Source organism: Microbacterium sp. CFSPD4_SD4, assembly GCF_057364585.1.
The window spans coordinates 78,068-95,306 of sequence record NZ_JBNFOC010000003.1 but is presented as its reverse complement, the minus strand read 5'-3'; the positions used below and the strand labels follow the sequence as shown (position 1 = coordinate 95,306).

14 protein-coding genes, 1 tRNA gene and 1 pseudogene are annotated in these 17,239 nt (G+C 70.7%); 10 read left to right on the top strand and 6 right to left on the bottom strand.

Translation table 11 applies throughout. The features are described 5' to 3' along the window. Positions 1–1,005, bottom strand: a complete 1,005-nt coding sequence (locus AC2W7E_RS06720; RefSeq protein WP_025104562.1) for a LacI family DNA-binding transcriptional regulator — start codon at positions 1,003–1,005, stop codon at positions 1–3. Between the two features lie 148 nt (positions 1,006–1,153). On the opposite strand from AC2W7E_RS06720, the gene AC2W7E_RS06715 reads away from it, so the two are divergent. The 9 genes and pseudogenes from AC2W7E_RS06715 (at position 1,154) to AC2W7E_RS06675 (ending at position 11,788) form a co-directional block, all read left to right on the top strand. Then, positions 1,154–2,671 carry a sugar ABC transporter ATP-binding protein gene (locus AC2W7E_RS06715; RefSeq protein WP_485988791.1) on the top strand — a complete coding sequence of 506 codons (1,518 nt, stop codon included), beginning with the start codon at positions 1,154–1,156 and terminating at the stop codon, positions 2,669–2,671. Further along, on the top strand, positions 2,668–3,687 hold the full coding sequence (locus tag AC2W7E_RS06710) for an ABC transporter permease (RefSeq protein WP_249521760.1): 1,020 nt from the start codon (positions 2,668–2,670) through the stop codon (positions 3,685–3,687). The genes AC2W7E_RS06715 and AC2W7E_RS06710 overlap by 4 nt, the downstream gene beginning before the upstream one ends. Next, positions 3,684–4,787, top strand: a complete 1,104-nt coding sequence (locus AC2W7E_RS06705) for an ABC transporter permease (protein ID WP_249521761.1) — start codon at positions 3,684–3,686, stop codon at positions 4,785–4,787. Before AC2W7E_RS06710 ends, AC2W7E_RS06705 begins: the two co-directional genes overlap by 4 nt. Further along, positions 4,784–5,815 carry a rhamnose ABC transporter substrate-binding protein gene (gene rhaS, locus AC2W7E_RS06700; RefSeq protein WP_025104566.1) on the top strand — a complete coding sequence of 344 codons (1,032 nt, stop codon included), beginning with the start codon at positions 4,784–4,786 and terminating at the stop codon, positions 5,813–5,815. The genes AC2W7E_RS06705 and rhaS overlap by 4 nt, the downstream gene beginning before the upstream one ends. A 55-nt stretch (positions 5,816–5,870) precedes the next feature. Next, the gene (locus AC2W7E_RS06695; protein WP_085603978.1) at positions 5,871–6,251 is read left to right on the top strand and encodes an L-rhamnose mutarotase; all 381 of its coding nucleotides are present in this window, start codon (positions 5,871–5,873) and stop codon (positions 6,249–6,251) included. Next, on the top strand, positions 6,248–7,414 hold the full coding sequence (gene rhaI / locus AC2W7E_RS06690) for an L-rhamnose isomerase (protein WP_303708520.1): 1,167 nt from the start codon (positions 6,248–6,250) through the stop codon (positions 7,412–7,414). The genes AC2W7E_RS06695 and rhaI overlap by 4 nt, the downstream gene beginning before the upstream one ends. A gap of 4 nt (positions 7,415–7,418) precedes the next feature. Further along, positions 7,419–8,266 (top strand): annotated as a pseudogene (locus AC2W7E_RS06685) (alpha/beta hydrolase fold domain-containing protein). 46 nt (positions 8,267–8,312) lie between these two features. Then, on the top strand, positions 8,313–10,349 hold the full coding sequence (locus AC2W7E_RS06680) for a bifunctional aldolase/short-chain dehydrogenase (protein WP_338565398.1): 2,037 nt from the start codon (positions 8,313–8,315) through the stop codon (positions 10,347–10,349). Beyond that, positions 10,346–11,788, top strand: coding sequence for a rhamnulokinase (locus tag AC2W7E_RS06675; protein WP_485988790.1), 1,443 nt, complete (start codon positions 10,346–10,348; stop codon positions 11,786–11,788). Before AC2W7E_RS06680 ends, AC2W7E_RS06675 begins: the two co-directional genes overlap by 4 nt. 7 nt (positions 11,789–11,795) lie before the next feature. Here the strand turns inward: AC2W7E_RS06675 and AC2W7E_RS06670 are convergent, their stop codons facing one another. The 4 genes from AC2W7E_RS06670 to serS form a co-directional block, all read right to left on the bottom strand. After that, on the bottom strand, positions 11,796–13,055 hold the full coding sequence (locus AC2W7E_RS06670) for an LCP family protein (RefSeq protein ID WP_085603992.1): 1,260 nt from the start codon (positions 13,053–13,055) through the stop codon (positions 11,796–11,798). Between the two features lie 48 nt (positions 13,056–13,103). Next, positions 13,104–13,188 (bottom strand) — tRNA-Ser (locus tag AC2W7E_RS06665). 42 nt (positions 13,189–13,230) lie between these two features. Then, positions 13,231–14,052, bottom strand: coding sequence for an HAD family hydrolase (locus AC2W7E_RS06660; protein WP_025104573.1), 822 nt, complete (start codon positions 14,050–14,052; stop codon positions 13,231–13,233). Then, the gene (gene serS / locus AC2W7E_RS06655; RefSeq protein ID WP_025104574.1) at positions 14,049–15,353 is read right to left on the bottom strand and encodes a serine--tRNA ligase; all 1,305 of its coding nucleotides are present in this window, start codon (positions 15,351–15,353) and stop codon (positions 14,049–14,051) included. Before serS ends, AC2W7E_RS06660 begins: the two co-directional genes overlap by 4 nt. A gap of 98 nt (positions 15,354–15,451) precedes the next feature. On the opposite strand from serS, the gene AC2W7E_RS06650 reads away from it, so the two are divergent. Then, complete coding sequence (locus tag AC2W7E_RS06650; RefSeq protein ID WP_485988789.1) at positions 15,452–16,450, top strand: diacylglycerol/lipid kinase family protein; 999 nt, start codon at positions 15,452–15,454, stop codon at positions 16,448–16,450. A 14-nt stretch (positions 16,451–16,464) separates the two neighbouring features. Here AC2W7E_RS06650 and AC2W7E_RS06645 read toward each other — a convergent pair whose 3' ends face one another. After that, positions 16,465–17,211 carry a hypothetical protein gene (locus AC2W7E_RS06645; RefSeq protein ID WP_485988788.1) on the bottom strand — a complete coding sequence of 249 codons (747 nt, stop codon included), beginning with the start codon at positions 17,209–17,211 and terminating at the stop codon, positions 16,465–16,467. Positions 17,212–17,239 lie beyond the last annotated feature (28 nt).

The window sequence follows — 17,239 nt, the reverse complement described above, 5'->3', positions numbered from 1 at the left end:
TCACTCCCCGGTCGTCGAGCGGCGGGCGACGAGCTCCGGCCGGAACAGCACGTGCTCCGGCGCCGGCGCCACCTCGTCCTGGCCTCGCAGCAGCAGGTCGACGGCGGTCGAGCCGATGAGAGCGGCCGGCTGCCGCACCGAGCTGAGCGGGATCACGGCGGCCGCCGCGAAGTCGATGTCGTCGTAGCCCACGAGCGCGATGTCCTCGGGGACCCGGGCATCGCCGGTCATCACCAGGCTCTGCAGGAGGCCCAGTGCCAGGAGGTCGTTCGCCGCGAAGACCGCGTCCGGCCGGTCCCCGGGGGCGCGGTCGAGGATCTGCGCACCGGCCCGGCGTCCCTCCTCGACGGTGAGCGCGGAGGTCGGGATGAACTCCAGCCCGATCCCCGCCGCAGCCGCCGCGGCCTGCGCACCGCTCAGGCGGTCGGAGACCTGGCGCAGCGCGACCGGGCCGCCGACGAAGGCGATCCGGCGACGACCGACCGCCAGCAGGTGCTCGGTCGCGATGCGTCCGCCCTCGACATCGTCGACGGCGACGGAGGCGAACCGCTCGTCCTGCGATTCCCGGTCGACGAGCACGGCGTGCGTCCCGCGCTCATGCATCCGCACCAGCCGCGGCAGGGATTCCGCCACGGGAGTGACGAGCACGCCGGTCACCCGCTGCTCCTCGAAGAGATCGAGATGCATCGCCTCCCGCTCCTGCTTCTCGTCGCTGTTGGCGACGAGGACGGAGAGTCCGTGCTGGTCGGCGCGCTCCTCGGCTCCGCGGATCACCTCGGCGAAGAAGGGGTTGCGGATGTCGAGCACGACGAGGCCGATCGTCCGACTGCGCCCCGCACGGAGCTGCCGTGCCGCGTCGTTGCGCACGAACCCGAGGCGGTCGATCGACGCCTGCACACGCGCGACGGTCTCCGCGGCCACCTTCTCCGGCCGGTTGAGCACGTTCGAGACGGTCCCGACGGAGACACCCGCGTCCTCGGCGACCTCCCGCACACTGACGGCCATCGCGCCCTCCCTCCGGCTCCCGCCGCTGAAACGACTCATCCGCGGGGATCGCCTCAGACTCTCATGCCGTATTGACACGCGTCAACACAGCCCCTAGTCTCATCTCCATCAGGGTTTGAAACGATTCATTCCCTCAATGGAGAGAGAAATGATGTCCTCACCCACGACGGCGCCCGTGCTCGAGCTCGCCGACGTCCAGAAGGCGTTCGGGTCGGTGATCGCCCTGCGCTCCGGCACCATCGCCGTCCGCCCCGGCTCCATCCACGCGCTCGTCGGCGAGAACGGGGCCGGCAAGTCCACGCTCGTGAAGATCGTCGCCGGTCTCTACCAGCGCGACGGCGGGGTCTTCCGGCTTCGCGGCGAAGACGTGGACTTCACCTCGACCGCCCAGTCGAAGGCGGCCGGCGTCGCGGTCATCTATCAGGAGCCGACGCTCTTCCCCGATCTCTCCGTCACCGAGAACATCTTCATGGGGCGCCAGCCGACCGGGCGGTTCGGGCGGATCGACCGCAAGGCCATGCGCCACGAGGTCGAGCGGCTCTTCACCCGCCTCGGCGTCACCATCGACCCCGACCGCCCCGCCGAAGGCCTGTCGATCGCCGACCAGCAGGTCATCGAGATCGCCAAGGCGGTCTCCCTCGACGCCACGCTGCTTATCATGGACGAGCCCACCGCGGCGCTCTCCGGCGTGGAGGTGGAGCGCCTGTTCGCGATCGCCCGGAGCCTGCGCGACGAGGGCCGCGGCCTCATCTTCATCTCGCACCGGTTCGACGAGGTGTTCGCGCTCTGCGACACCGTCACGGTCATGCGAGACGGCGCGTACATCGCGACCTCCGCCATCGCCGACACCACGGTCGACGAACTCGTGCACCAGATGGTCGGCCGCGAGGTGTCCGAGCTGTTCCCGAAGCAGGAGGCGACGATCGGCGAGCCGCTGCTCGAGGTCGAGGGGCTCACGAGCCCCGGCCTCTTCCACGACATCTCGTTCTCCGTCCGTGCGGGCGAGATCGTCGGGCTCGCCGGCCTCGTCGGCGCCGGGCGCAGCGAGGTCGCGCGCGCGGTCTTCGGCGTGGACGGGTACCGCGAGGGCAGCGTGCGCATGAAGGGCCGCCGGATCCGCGCGCGCCGTCCGGTCGACGCCATGCGCGCCGGTCTCGCCCTCGTCCCCGAGGACCGCCGGAAGCAGGGCCTCGTCATCGAAGCCGGCGTCGGCGGGAACATCACCCTCGCGATCCGTCGGCGTCTCGCCCGCCTCGGCCTGCTCACCACAGCGATGGAGAACCGCGCCGCCCGGGAGTGGGCGTCGCGGCTCGAGGTGAAGACCCACGCCCTGGACACCGTCGCCGCGACGCTCTCCGGCGGCAACCAGCAGAAGGTCGTCCTCGCGAAATGGCTCGCCACGCAGCCGCAGGTGCTGCTCATCGACGAGCCGACCCGCGGCATCGACGTCGGCACCAAGTCCGAGGTGCACCGCCTGCTGTCCCAGCTCGCCGGTCAGGGCATGGGCATCCTCATGATCTCGTCCGAGCTGCCCGAGGTGCTCGGCATGGCCGACCGGGTGCTCGTGATGCGCGAGGGTCGCATCACGGCCGAGATCCCCCGCTCGGAGGCCACCTCCGAGAACGTCATGTTCGCCGCGACGCAAGCATCGGAGCTCAGCTCGTGACCACCGCCATCCCCGTCTCCGCGCTCACCAAGCGCATCTCCGGTCTCGGCAGGGCCCGCGAGTTCGGCATCCTCCTGGCCCTCGTGCTCGTGGTGACCGCCGCGACCCTCAACAATCCCAAGTTCCTGTTCAGCGCCGACGGCTGGCGCGACCTGCTGCTGACGCCGTCGATCCTCGTGCTCGTCGCCGTGGGACAGGCCATCGTCCTCATCACGCGCAACGTCGACCTGTCCGTGGGTTCCGTGATGGGTCTGACCGCGTACCTGACCGGTCGGCTCTTCATCGACATCCCCGGCATCCCGACCGTCCTGGTCGTGGTCGCCGCCGTGGTGCTCGGCGCTCTGCTCGGCCTCATCAACGGCGCGCTCGTCGCGTACGCCAAGGTGCCGGCGATGGTGATCACCCTCGGCACCCTCTACGCCTACCGCGGCATCAACGTGCTGTGGACCGGCAGCGACCGCGTGAACGCCTCCGACATGCCGCGCGACTTCCTCGCCCTCGGCACGGGGCAGGTCCTCGGCATCCCGATCCTCGCGATCGTCGCGGTCGTCGTGCTCGCCGTCGCCGCCTGGTACATGAAGAACACCCGCGGCGGCCGGGAGTTCTACGCGATCGGCTCCGACCCCGCGGCGGCCGAGCTCTACGGCCTGCGCGTCACCCGCCGCGTGCTCACCGCGTTCGTCCTGTCGGGAGCGCTCGCCGGACTCGCCGGCGTCTTCTACGCGGCCCGGTACGGCACCATCAACTCCCAGGCGGGAGCGGGATGGGAGCTGGACGCGGTGGGCGCGGCCGTCATCGGCGGCGTCGCGATCACCGGCGGCATCGGCTCGGTGTGGGGCGCCGCGATCGGCGCCGTCCTGCTGCTGACCATCAACCGCGCTCTGCCGATCCTCGGCATCCCCGACTTCTGGCAGCGTGCCGTCGTCGGCCTGCTCATCATCGGCGCCATCGTGCTCGACCGCGTGCTCGCGGTGCGGCAGAGACGGCGGCTCATCGAGGCGAGGGACGAATCATGACCACCGCGACCGCCACCGCGACCACCCGCGTCATCCGCGACTACGACAAGCCCCTGTGGCGCCGGCTCCTGCTCACGCGCGAGGCCGCGATCGTCGGTCTGCTCCTGCTCGTCGCGGTCGTCTCGGCCTCCAGCATCCGCGGGTTCGGACAGCCCATCACGCTGACCTACCTGCTGCTCGACATCGCGCCGATCCTCCTGATCGCCCTGCCGATGACCCTCATCATGATCACCGGCGAGATCGACCTCTCGGTGGGCAGCATGGTCGGACTGTCCAGCGTCGTCACCGGCGCTCTGGTGCAGTCAGGGATCCCGTTCGAGCTCGCGGCCCTCGCCGCCCTCGTCGTGGGCGTGGTCGGCGGCGCGTTCAACGGCTTCCTCGTGACGGTCGTCGGCTTGCCCTCGCTCGCCGTCACGATCGGCACGCTCGCCCTCTTCCGCGGCCTCGCCGTCGGGCTGCTCGGCACGGCCGCGGTCACCGACTTCCCGGAGTTCTGGACGGCTCTCGCCAAGGCGAAGATCGCGGGCACCCCGATACCCGTCATCACGATCCCGTTCCTCGTGCTCGTCGCGGTCTTCGCGGTCCTGCTGCACTTCACACCCTTCGGCCGCGGGGTGTACGCGATCGGGCTGTCGAAGGACGCGGCGCACTTCTCCGGTGTGCACGTCGAGCGCACGAAGCTCATCCTGTTCGTGCTGTCCGGAGCGGTCGCCGCGTTCGCCGGCATCTTCTACACGCTCCGCTACGGCAGCGCCCGCGGCGACAACGCCACCGGCCTCGAGCTCCAGGTCATCGCGGCCGTCGTGCTCGGCGGGGTGTCGGTGTTCGGCGGTCGCGGCAAGATCTACGGCGTCATCGCCGCCGCCTTCCTCATCGGGGCGCTCGCGAGTGCACTCCGCCTGGTGAACGTCACCTCCGACGTCATCAACATCATCACCGGCACGCTCCTCGTGATCTCGGTGGTGGCCGCAAGCTTCCTGGCCTGGCTGCAGAAGGCACGCCGCCGACCGGGCAGACCCCCCGCCGGTGCCGCCACAGCGACGAAGGCACCGATGGACGCCGCATCCGCGGCATCTCCCGACGAAAGGAACGAACAATGACGTTTGCACGCAAGCGTGTCACCGCTTTCGCCGCCCTCGCGGTGGCGGCGGCGGTCGCACTGACCGGCTGCGCCGGCTCCACCGACGGCGGCGGAGACGGCGGCGGCGACGGGGCGGACGCCTCGATCACCTTCCTGCCCAAGAACCTCGGCAACCCGTACTTCGACACATCAAGCGAGGGCGGCAAGAAGGCCGTCGAGGAGTTCGGCGGCACGTTCTCCGAGGTCGGCCCTGCCGAGGCCACGCCCGACGCCCAGGTCAGCTACATCAACACGGCCACGCAGCAGGGTGTCGGCGCCCTCGTCGTCTCGGCCAACGACCCGCAGGCCATCTGCGACGCCTTGAACGAGGCCAGGGACGCCGGGGTCAAGGTCGTCACCTTCGACTCCGACACCAACACCGACTGCCGCGACCTGTTCATCAACCAGGCCGACTCCGAGGGCATCGCGAAGGTGCAGATCGACCTCATCGCCGAGCAGATCGGCGGCGCCGGGGAGATCGCCATCCTCTCCGCATCGGCCAACGCCACGAACCAGAACGCCTGGATCGAGCTGATGGAGGAGTACGTCGCCAGCGAGTACCCCGACATCACGATCGTCGAGACGGTCTACGGCGACGACGACGACCAGACGTCGTTCGACAAGACGGCCGCGCTGCTGCAGACCCACCCGGACCTCAAGGGCATCGTCTCGCCCACCACGGTCGGCATCGCCGCCGCGGCGCGCTACCTGTCGACGTCCGACTTCAAGGGCCAGGTCGCGCTGACCGGACTCGGCACGCCCAACCAGATGCGCGAGTACGTGGAGGACGGCACCGTCACCGCCTTCGCGCTGTGGAACCCGGCCGACCTCGGCTACCTGGCCGCTTACGCCGCCCAGGCCCTGATCGCCGGCGACATCACCGGCGAAGAGGGCGACACCTTCGAGGCCGGCGACCTCGGCGAGTACACCGTCGGCGCCGACGGCGTCGTCCTGCTGGGCGACCCGTTCGTGTTCGACGCCGACAACATCGGCGACTTCGACTTCTGAGTCGCCTCCGGCCGGCGCTCCCCGCGGGCGCGGCCGGACCCCCGAGAGGAATCGCATGACCCGCGTCGCCTTCCAGCTCCAGGTGAAGCCCGAGCTGCTGCCCGAGTACCTCGCCCGTCACACGCCGGTGCGCCCGGAGATGCTCCGCGAGATCGCGGCCGCCGGACGGCGCGACTACAGCCTCTTCCTCGGAAGCGGTGGGGTGCTCTTCGGCTACTACGAGACCGATGACGATGCGGCCGCGCAGGCGTACCTCGCCGCCTCCCCCGTCGCCGCACGCTGGGAGGCCGAGATGGCCCCCTTCTTCCTCGACCTCGACGGCCGTCCCGATCAGGCCGCCACCCCTCTCACCGAGGTGTTCCACCTCGAAGACCAGCTCGCCGCCGCCGGCGAGAGCGTCACACCCGCCACCGACAACGAAGGCCGTGCATCGTGAGCATCCTCACCCCCGACATCCTCGCCGCGCTCGAGAAGCAGAGCATCGAGCTGCCCAGCTGGGCGTTCGGCAACTCCGGGACCCGGTTCAAGGTGTTCAGCACTCCCGGCACGCCCCGCGACCCGTACGAGAAGATCGCCGACGCCGCGCAGGTCCACGCCCACACCGGGCTCGCCCCCACCGTGGCGCTGCACATCCCGTGGGATCTGGTTGACTCCTTCGACGACCTGCGCCGTCATGCCGAGGACCACGGCGTCGCCCTCGGCACCGTCAACTCCAACACCTTCCAGGACGACGACTACAAGTTCGGCGCCCTCACCCACGAGGATGCGGCCGTGCGCCGCAAGGCCATCGACCACCACCTGGCCTGCATCGACGTCATGGACGCCACCGGCAGCCGCGACCTGAAGATCTGGCTGGCGGAGGGGTCGAACTACCCCGGTCAGGCCGACCTGCGCGGACGGCAGGATCGCCTGCACGACTCGTTGCAGCAGATCTACGCGCGTCTCGGCGACCACCAGCGCCTCGTGCTCGAGTACAAGTTCTTCGAGCCGGCGTTCTACCACACCGACGTCCCGGACTGGGGGACGTCCTACGTGCAGGTGACCGCCCTCGGCGACAAGGCGATGGTCTGCCTCGACACCGGTCACCACGCGCCGGGCACCAACATCGAGTTCATCGTGATGCAGCTGCTGCGCCTCGGCAAGCTCGGCTCGTTCGACTTCAACTCCCGCTTCTATGCGGACGACGACCTCATCGTGGGTGCGGCCGACCCGTTCCAGCTGTTCAGGATCCTGTTCGAGGTGATCCGGGGCGGCGGGCTGAACAACCCCGACGTGGCCTTCATGCTGGACCAGTGCCACAACATCGAGGACAAGATCCCCGGACAGATCCGCTCCGTCCTGAACGTGCAGGAGATGACCGCGCGGGCGCTGCTCGTCGACCGGGATGCGCTGACGACTGCCCAGCGCAGCGGCGACGTGCTCACCGCGAACGCCGTCTTCATGGACGCCTTCTCCACCGACGTCCGCCCGGCCCTGGCCGCGTGGCGAGAGGAGCGCGGGCTGCCCGCCGACCCGATGGCGGCGTACGCGGCCTCCGGGTACGGGCAGCGGATCGTGGAGGAGCGCGTGGGCGGCGTGCAGGCGGGCTGGGGAGCCTGAGCGTATGAGCGCGCGCGACATCCACGATCACGTCTTGGACGGGCCGCACGGGCCGCTGCGTGTGCGCGTCTACTCCCCGAAGTCGCCGAGCGGCCACGGCCTGGTGTGGGCTCACGGCGGCGGATTCGCCGGCGGCGACATCGACATGGCGGAGGCCGACGCCGTCGCGCGGGCGTTCGTCGACCACGGGATCGCCGTGGTGAGCGTGGACTACGCCCTCGCCCCGATGACAGCCGAGTGGAGCGCACGCCTCGGCGCGGAGAAGCGCGGGGGTGTGCACTACCCCGTCCCGCACGACGAGATGGTCTCCGCGTTCCGCTGGGCCGCCACGTCGGACGTCGCTTCGCGAGGTTGGGCGATCGGCGGAGCCAGCGCAGGCGGCAACCTCGCCACCGGCGCGGCGCTCCGCCTCGCGCACGAGGGCGGCGTGGTGCCCGCACTCGCGGTCCTCGCCTACCCGACCCTGCAGGCGGTGCAGGCCGCTCCCGACCCGGAGCTGCGTGCCCTGCTCGACGGAGATCCCTCCGCTGACGTGTTCACCCGGACTTCGTGCGGGGCATGTACGAGAACTATCTCGGGAGCGACCCCGACACGGCCGACGTCTATGCCGTCCCCGGCACCGCAGAGCCGACGGCGCTCGCCTCTTTCCCGCCCACCATCATGGTCAACGACGAGACCGACGAACTCCGTATGTCCGGCGAGGCGTTCGCCGGCTCCCTCGCCACCGCCGGCGTGGAGGTCGACGTCGTCGTCGAGCCGGGCACCACCCACGGGCACCTCAACCGCCCCGAGGAATCCGCCTTCGCCGCGACGATCGATCGGTTCGCGACTCGGATCCTGCAGCTCCCCTGACTCTCCGGCGTCGACCGGCATCTTCACTCACGAACCGAGGACTCACATGACCAACCCCACCGCCGCCGACCTGATCGCGCGGAGCAACCGCCTGGGCGCCGACCCGAAGAACACGAACTACGCGGGCGGCAACACCTCCGCCAAGGGCACCGAGATCGACCCGGTGACGGGGCAGCCGGTCGAACTCCTCTGGGTGAAGGGCTCCGGTGGTGACCTCGGCACCCTGACCGAGGCCGGTCTCGCGGTCCTCCGCCTCGACCGCGTGCGCGCGCTCGTCGACGTCTATCCGGGGGTCGAGCGGGAGGACGAGATGGTCGCCGCCTTCGACTACTGCCTGCACGGCAAGGGCGGCGCCGCCCCCTCGATCGACACCGCGATGCACGGCCTGGTCGACGCCCCGCACGTGGATCACCTCCACCCCGACTCGGGCATCGCGATCGCCACCGCGGCCGACGGCGAGGCACTCACGACGACGATCTTCGGCGATCGGGTCGTCTGGGTGCCGTGGCGCCGCCCCGGCTTCCAGCTCGGACTGGACATCGCGCAGATCAAGGCGGAGAACCCGCAGGCCATCGGCACGATCCTCGGCGGCCACGGCATCACCGCGTGGGGAGACACCTCGGAGGAGGCGGAGGCGAACTCCCTGTGGATGATCGACACCGCCGCCGCCTACATCGCGGAGCACGGCTCCCCCGCGCCGTTCGGCGGCACGCGATCGGGCTTCGAGGCCCTGCCGGAGCCGGAGCGCCGCGCACGGGCGGCCGCCCTCGCCGGCACCATCCGCGGTCTCGCGTCGACGGACAAGCCGATGGTCGGCCACTTCACCGACAGCGACGTGGTCCTCGACTTCCTGGCGTCCGAGAAGGCTCCGGCCCTCGCCGCCCTCGGCACGAGCTGCCCCGACCACTTCCTGCGCACCAAGGTCAAGCCGCTCCTCCTCGACCTGCCCGCCACCGCGACCCTGGAGGAGCAGACGGAACGCCTGCGGGAGCTCCACGCCGCCTACCGCGCCGACTACCAGGCCTATTACGACGCCCACGCGACCGCCGAATCCCCCGCGATCCGAGGCGCGGATCCGCTCATCGTCCTCGTGCCCGGCGTCGGGATGTTCTCGTACGGGGCGAACAAGCAGACCGCACGGGTCGCCGGCGAGTTCTACGTCAACGCGATCAACGTCATGCGCGGTGCCGAGGCCCTGTCGACCTACGCCCCCATCTCCGACGCGGAGAAGTTCCGCATCGAGTATTGGGCGCTGGAGGAGGCGAAGCTGCAGCGAATGCCGAAGCCGAAGTCCCACCAGGGCCGCATCGCCCTCGTCACCGGTGCCGCGAGCGGGATCGGCAAGGCCATCGCGACCCGCCTTGCCGCGGAGGGCGCCTGCGTCGTCGTCGCCGACCTCGACCTCGGCAAGGCCAGAGCCGCGGCCGCCGAGCTCGGGAACGAGGACGTCGCCATCGGGGTGGCCGCCGATGTCGCCGACGCCGACGCGGTGCAGGCGGCGATCGACGAGGCGGTGCTCGCGTTCGGCGGCCTCGACCTCGTCGTGAACAACGCGGGTCTCTCGCTGTCGAAGCCGCTGCTGGAGACGACCGAGAAGGACTGGGATCTCCAGCACGATGTGATGGCGAAGGGCTCGTTCCTCGTCTCGAAGGCGGCGGCCCGGGTGCTCATCGATCAGGGGCTCGGCGGCGACATCATCTACATCTCCTCCAAGAACTCCGTCTTCGCGGGTCCGAACAACATCGCCTACTCGGCGACGAAGGCCGACCAGGCGCACCAGGTGCGACTGCTCGCGGTGGAACTCGGCGAGCACGGCATCCGGGTCAACGGCATCAACCCCGACGGTGTGGTCCGCGGTTCCGGCATCTTCGCCTCCGGGTGGGGAGCGAACCGGGCGGCCACGTACGGCGTCAAGGAAGAGGACCTCGGCCAGTTCTACGCCAACCGCACCATCCTCAAGCGCGAGGTCGTGCCGGAGAACGTCGCGGACGCCGTCTTCGTGCTGACCGGTCCGGAGCTGAGCCGGACCACCGGGCTGCACATCCCCGTCGATTCCGGCGTCGCCGCGGCGTTCCTGCGATGACCGGCGACCGCTCGCCCGCGACCGCACGGCACGTCCGTGCGGTCGCGGCGGTGGATCTCGGCGCCACGAGCGGTCGTGTGATGATCGGCCGCGTGGGGCCGGGCGTCCTGGAGCTCGAGCCCGTCTCCCGCTTCCCGAACGGCCCGGTCGCCCGCGCCGACGGTCTGCACTGGGACTTCGACGCGCTCGTCGACCATGTCCTCGACGGCCTGGCCGAAGCGGTCCGCCGGGAACCGGGCATCGAGTCGATCGGGATCGACTCGTGGGCGGTCGACTACGGCCTCCTCCGCGCCGGCGAGCTGCTCGCGGAGCCGTTCCACTACCGCGACGACCGCACCGCCCGCGGGGTGGACGAGGTGCACTCCCTCGTCCCGTTCGACGACCTCCACGCACGCAACGGCCTGCAGTTCCTCCCGTTCAACACGCTCTACCAGCTCCGGGCGGACGAGCTCCGGCACGACGCCGATACCGCGCTCCTCATCCCGGACCTCCTCGCCTTCCTCCTCACCGGCGCCCGCGTCGCCGAACGGACCAACGCCTCGACGACGGGGCTGCTGGATGTGAGGGCCGGCACCTGGGATCAGGCGCTCGCGACCCGCCTCGGCATCGATGCCTCTCTCCTGCCGGACCTCGTCGATCCCGGCACGGTCATCGGTCGGCTGCGCCCCGAGGTCGCGGAGCGCATCGGCGCGGATCTGCCGGTGATCGCCGTGGGCTCGCACGACACCGCCTCGGCGGTGGTCGCCGTCCCGATGACGTCGCCCCGTGCCGCGTACATCTCCTGCGGTACCTGGGGACTGGTCGGGGTCGAGCGGGTCGAGCCGATCCTCACGGCGGCGGCGCGGGACGCCAACTTCACCAACGAACGCGGCGTGGACGACCGCTTCCGCGTCCTCCACAACGTGACCGGACTGTGGCTCCTCAGCGAGACCGTGCGGGCCTGGGAGGCCGAAGACGGAGAACCCATCGATCTGTCGGGACTGCTCGCCGAGGCCGCCGCCGCGGAGCCGCCGTCGGCGGTGTTCGCTGCGAACGACCCCGCGCTCTCGGCCCCCGGCGACATGCCGGCGCGTATCGCCGATCGCCTGCGGGCGAGCGGCGTCGCCGCCCCCACCTCGCGCCCGGCCTTCGTCCGGCTCGTCGTGGAGAGCATCGCGGCCGCGTTCGCCGACGCCGTCGGGACGGCGGGCCGGCTCTCCGGGCAGCCCCTCGACGTCGTCCACCTCGTCGGCGGCGGGTCTCTCAACCGGCTGCTGTGTCAGGCGACCGCGGACCGCACCGGGCTTCCCGTCCTCGCCGGTCCTGTCGAGGCGACCGCTCTCGGCAACGTCCTCGTCCAGGCGCGGGCCCGGGGAGCGGCGCCGGCCGCGCTCTCGGAGCTCCGCGCTCTCGTGGCGACGACGCACCCGCAGACGGTCTACCGCCCGCGGGGCGCCTGAGGGCCGATCAGCGCACGTTGCCGTTCGAGCAGGTCTGCTGGGCGGCGGAGTTGCCCTTGATCGAATCCGGCAGCGCCACGACGTCCGGAGCGGTCGTCGGGGTCGGCGTCGCCTCCTGCGTCGGTTCGGCGGGCTCGGTCGGCTCGGTCGGAGTCGTCGGGTCCTGCACGACGACGCCGTCGTTGCTGGTGTTCTCGTGGGTGATCTGTAGCTGGGCGTTGGCCTCGATCGCGTCCCAGAGCGCGACGGCGGCCTCCTCGTTCGGCACGACCTTGTTCGGGTCGTTCCAGTCGGTCAGCGTCGGGTACTGCACGAATACGATGTCCTCGAACGGCACCGACTTCACGGCGAGCGCGATCTGCACGATCATCATGGGATCGGCGAGCGACGTGCTCGTCTCCAGGTTCTGGATGCCGGTGTTGGCGAGCTTCAGCATGACCGGCACGTTGCCCAGCACCTCACCGCTGATGAGCTTGCGCGCGAGGCTGGACATGTACTGCTGCTGGTTGCCGATGCGGCCGAGGTCGCTGCCGTCGCCGACACCGTGCCGGGTGCGGAGGAACTGCAGGGCTTCGAGGCCCTGGACGGTGTGGGTGCCGGCGGCCATGTCGAGACCGGTGTAGCGGTCGCGGATCGGGTTGGCGAGGCAGACGTCGACGCCGCCGATCGCGTTGGTGATCTCGATGACGCCGCCGAACGTCACGGAGGCGGCGAACTGCACCTCCTGGTCCGTGAGGGCGGAGATCGTGCGGACGACGCAGTTCAGGCCGCCGTCGGTGTACGCGACGTTCAGGGGCTGCTTGCTCATCGCGGCGGTGGCGTTGCCGTCCTCGTCCTCACAGGACGGGATCGGGATCATCAGGTCGCGAGGGAAGCTGACGACCGTGATCCGCCGCGGCTCCTCCGAGACGTGCACGAGCAGGTTCACGTCGTTGAGGGTGCCCTCGGCGTCGCCGCCCGTGCACCGGTCGCCGAAGTACTGCTTGTAGTCGTCCTCGCACGTGTCGACGCCGGTGAGGACGAGGTTGAACCCGCCCTTGTACGCGCTGATGTCCGGCGGGAGGTCTTCCTGGCCGTCGAGGTCGACGGCGTTCGCCGAGACCGTGCTCGAGAAGTCGAACCAGATGTAGGCCGCGACCCCGATGCCGCTGACGAGCACCACCGCCATGCTGATCGCGAGGAGCTTGAGCAGCTGACTGGCGGCGCCGGGCGAGCGCAGCTGACCATGTCGCGCGACGGTGCGGCGGCGGCGGGTGTTCTCGCTCACTCGGGCCCTTTCGAATTCAGCGACGGCGGGGGTACCGCGCTCAGGAAGCGGAGGGTGTGGGATTCGAACCCACGAGACATCTCTGCCCACTGGTTTTCAAGACCAGCTCCATCGGCCGCTCGGACAACCCTCCCGACAGAAACATCTGCCGACCAGGCGCGAGTCTAGCCGAGTTCTATTCTCCTGCGTCGACCTGGGCGGGTGCTGGAAGCGTGTTCAGCGCCGCCGCCAGCCCTCCCTGCTCGACGTCGGCGGTCACCTCACCCGCGGCGTCCTTCACCTCGGCGGGCGCCTGTCCCATGGCCACGGCGCGGCCGCCGCCGGTGCGCGCCCAGCCGAACATGCCGATGTCGTTGCGTCCGTCCCCGGCGACGAGGACCCGGGCCGCGTCGAGGCCGAGCTCGTCGCGCACGCGCTCCAGCGCCGTCCCCTTGTCGACGCCCTGCGGGGCGATGTCCAGCCACGCCGTCCAGCCGATCGCATACGAGACCTCGTTGAGCCCGGCATCGGCGACGAGTCGGTGGAAGTCGTCCTCGTCGTGTCCGGGCGAGACGACCACGATGCGGGAGACGGGGAGGGCCCCGAGCTCCTCGAAGTCGACCTGGCGGCCGCCGTCGAGCGTCCAGTCGTCGAGCTGCTCGGTGAACAGCCGCTGCCCCGACCCGAGCTCGACCATGTAGCGCGCGTCCGGAAGGCGCTCCTGGAGCAGGGCGAGCACCGGCGTCGGGTCGAAGGTCTCGACGTGCCAGCGCTCCCACTCGTCGCCGTCACGGCGCATGGTCACCGCACCGTTGGAGCACACCACGTAGTCCGCGGTCAGCCCGAGCTCCTCCACGTAGCGGCGGGTCGCCATCCAGCTTCGTCCCGTCGCGATGGTCACCACATGACCCGCGTCCCGCACCCGGGCGACGGCCTCGGGCACGCCGGGGCTCATCGTCTCGTCCTGCAGGAGGATGGTCCCGTCGACGTCGAGGCCGACCAGCCAGGGCGCTGTCATCGGGCGGCCTGCTCGTCGGCGAGCGGGCGGATCACCTCGAGTCCGCCGAGGTAGGGGCGCAGGACCTCGGGGACCCGCACCGAGCCGTCCGCCTGCTGGTGCGTCTCGAGCAGGGCGACGATCCAGCGCGTGGTCGCGAGCGTGCCGTTGAGCGTCGCGACGTGCTGGGTCTTCGGCGCCGTGCCGCCGTCCTCCGCGGCCGGGCGGTACCGGACGTCGAGACGCCGCGCCTGGAAGGTCGTGCAGTTCGACGTGGAGGTCAGCTCGCGGAACGCGCCCTGAGTGGGCACCCAGGCCTCGATGTCGTACTTCCGCGCCGCGCTCGACCCGAGGTCGCCTGCGGCGACGTCGATCACCCGGTAGGCGAGGCCGAGCGAGGTCAGCATCTCCTCCTGCAGCGCGACGAGCCGCAGGTGCTCCGCCTCGGCGTCCTCGGCCGTGGTGTAGACGAACATCTCCAGCTTGTTGAACTGGTGCACGCGGATGATTCCGCGGGTGTCCTTGCCGTGCGAGCCGGCCTCCCGGCGGTAGCAGGTCGACCATCCGGCGTAACGGAGGGCCCCACGCGCGAGGTCGACGATCTCGTCCTTGTGGTACCCGGCGAGCGCGACCTCGCTGGTGCCGACGAGGTAGAGGTCGTCGTCCTTGTCGAGGTGGTAGACCTCATCGGCGTGCTCGCCGAGGAAGCCGGTGCCCTGCATGATCTCCGGACGCACGAGCGTGGGCGTGATCAGCGGGACGAAGCCGTTCTGCAGCGCCTTGTCGAGGGCGAGGTTCATGAGCGCGATCTCGAGGCGGGCACCGATTCCGCGGAGGAAGTAGAACCGCGCACCGGAGACCTTGGCACCACGCTCCATGTCGATCGCGCCGAGCATCTCCCCGAGCTCGAGGTGATCCCGCGGCTCGAAGTCGAACGCCGGCACCTCCCCGACGCGCCGCAGCTCGACGAAGTCCTCCTCACCGCCGGCGGGAACACCGTCGATGACGACGTTCTCGATCCGGGCGAGGGCCGCGGCCGCGGCGTCGGCGGCCTCGTTGGCCGCGTGCTGGGCCTGCTTGACCCGGTCGGCGAGGTCCTTGGCCTGCGCGACCAGCGCGGCCTTCTCCTCCTTGGGCGCCTTCGCGACCTGCTTGCCGAAGGCGTTCTGCTCCGCGCGCAGCTCCTCGAACGCGGCCAGTGCCGCGCGGCGCGATCGGTCGGCCTCGAGTGCGACGTCGACGGTGCTCTGGTCGTTGCCACGGGCAGCCTGCGAACGGCGGACGATCTCCGGATTTTCGCGGAGGAGTGCGAGGTCGATCATCCCGCAAGTCTACGAGGTGCGCGGCGCGGGACCGGGCGTCCTGGTTTTCCCTCCACCGGCGTCCCGCCCCTCGGCGGATGCCGGTCTAGAGTAGCGCCATGACCACGAGTCCCCGCGTTCTGAAGCAGGCGGCGCTCGTGTACAACCCCGTGAAGGTCGACGGGAAGCGCCTGCGCGCGCAGGTCCGCGATCTGTCCCGAGAGGCGGGATGGGAGCACCCCGCCTTCTATCCGACGACCGTGGAGGATGCGGGCCAGGGGGCGACGGCCGAGGCACTGGCGCGCGGCGTGGATGTGGTGCTCGTGGCCGGCGGAGACGGAACGGTGCGCGCCGTCGCGGAGGCCATCGCCGGCACGGGGGTCCCCCTCGCCATCCTGCCGAGCGGCACCGGGAACCTCCTCGCCCGGAATCTCGGGCTGCCGCTGGCCGACCCGGCGGAGATGATCCGCGCCGCCCTCGGCGACTTCCGTCATCCGATCGACATCGGCTGGGCGCGGATGACCAGGGACGACGGCTCCGAGGAGGAGCATGCCTTCGTCGTGCTCGCCGGCATCGGCCTCGACGCCGACATGATCGCGAACACCCGTGCCGATTTGAAGAAGTCCGTCGGCTGGATCGCCTACGTCGACGGCGCCGCCCGATCCCTCCCCCGCGCCAAGCCCTTCCGGGCGGTGTACCAGATCGGCACGGGGCGCCTGCATTCCACCAAGGTGCACAGCATCCTGTTCGCGAACTGCGGCACGCTTCCGGCCGGCATCTCCCTCATCCCGGACGCCTCCATTACCGATGCGACCCTCGACGTGGCGGTCATCCAGCCGACCGGCGTGCTCGGCTGGCTCGGGGTCTGGCGCAAGATCTGGTGGGACAACTCCGTGCTGCGCCGCTCACGTGCCGGTCGGTTCGTGCTCGAGCGCCGCGGCACGGATGCCTCGGTGCACTACTTCCGCGGTGCCCGCGCCGAGGCCGCCGCCTCCGCCCCCACACCCGTCGAGCTCGACGGCGACGAGTTCGGCGAGGCCGTGCACCTCACGTGTCGAGCCGACCCCGGCGCGCTTCTGCTCGCGCTGCCCACCGGTCACCCGGTGCACATCCTCTGACGAGGGCGTCCGACTCAGCGGACCTCGACCGTGCCGTCGAGACCGCCGCCGACGAGCGTCAGCTCGAACGGGGCGTCGTCGTCGACCTCGTCCTCGGCGAACTCGACCACCGTGGCCCGCGGCGCCATGTCCATGGTGCACACCTGATCCTCGTCCGTGACGAAGGTCACCGTGCCCGTCGAGCCGTCCGCTTCGACGGAGTCGACGACCGGAGCGCAGCTGGAGGAGCCCCAGGTCAGCAGCACCAGACCGCCGTCGTCGAACCAGGCCGCGGACGGCTGGTACTCGGTCGACGAACCGGGAGTGGCCGTGGCGGCGGGGTCGCCGTCGACGTCGATCTCGTCGATCAGGTCGCCGTACGTCACCACCAGCGTCACGTCCTTGGTCGGGTCGACGCCGTCCGGCAGCGCTCCGAGGCTGGCCCGGGGCGCGAGGTCCGCCGTGCAGGCCTGCTCCGTGGCGCCGTCACCTTCCGGCTCGACGAGCGTGACGGAGACCCGCTGCCCCTCGGCAGAGACCTCGTCCACCTGGGGGAGGCAGGTCGACGACCCCCAGCTGACGACAGCGAACATCCGCCCGTCGTCGACGAGCGCTCCGTCCATGTCGTCCTGGTCGTCCGCGCTCCCGGCGCTTCCCGGGCCGCTGGAGGGGTCGGACGTCGAATGCGGTGCGGCTCCGCCGGGACCGACCGTGCAGCCGGCGAGGACGAGGGCCGCGGCGAGCGCGGAGGACACGGCGAGCACGAGCCTGCGGGGAGTCATGCCCTCAGGGTAGCGGCGGGTTCCGCTC

Bases quoted from the DNA above. Each gene is read 5' to 3' on its own strand.
- AC2W7E_RS06715 (WP_485988791.1), top strand. From the start codon at position 1,154: ATGATGTCCTCACCCACGACGGCGCCCGTGCTCGAGCTCGCCGACGTC.
- AC2W7E_RS06680 (WP_338565398.1), top strand. From the start codon at position 8,313: ATGACCAACCCCACCGCCGCCGACCTGATCGCGCGGAGCAACCGCCTG.
- AC2W7E_RS06675 (WP_485988790.1), top strand. From the start codon at position 10,346: ATGACCGGCGACCGCTCGCCCGCGACCGCACGGCACGTCCGTGCGGTC.
- serS (WP_025104574.1), bottom strand. From the start codon at position 15,353: ATGATCGACCTCGCACTCCTCCGCGAAAATCCGGAGATCGTCCGCCGT.
- AC2W7E_RS06695 (WP_085603978.1), top strand. From the start codon at position 5,871: ATGACCCGCGTCGCCTTCCAGCTCCAGGTGAAGCCCGAGCTGCTGCCC.
- AC2W7E_RS06720 (WP_025104562.1), bottom strand. From the start codon at position 1,005: ATGGCCGTCAGTGTGCGGGAGGTCGCCGAGGACGCGGGTGTCTCCGTC.
- AC2W7E_RS06645 (WP_485988788.1), bottom strand. From the start codon at position 17,211: ATGACTCCCCGCAGGCTCGTGCTCGCCGTGTCCTCCGCGCTCGCCGCG.
- AC2W7E_RS06650 (WP_485988789.1), top strand. From the start codon at position 15,452: ATGACCACGAGTCCCCGCGTTCTGAAGCAGGCGGCGCTCGTGTACAAC.
- AC2W7E_RS06660 (WP_025104573.1), bottom strand. From the start codon at position 14,052: ATGACAGCGCCCTGGCTGGTCGGCCTCGACGTCGACGGGACCATCCTC.
- AC2W7E_RS06705 (WP_249521761.1), top strand. From the start codon at position 3,684: ATGACCACCGCGACCGCCACCGCGACCACCCGCGTCATCCGCGACTAC.
- rhaS (WP_025104566.1), top strand. From the start codon at position 4,784: ATGACGTTTGCACGCAAGCGTGTCACCGCTTTCGCCGCCCTCGCGGTG.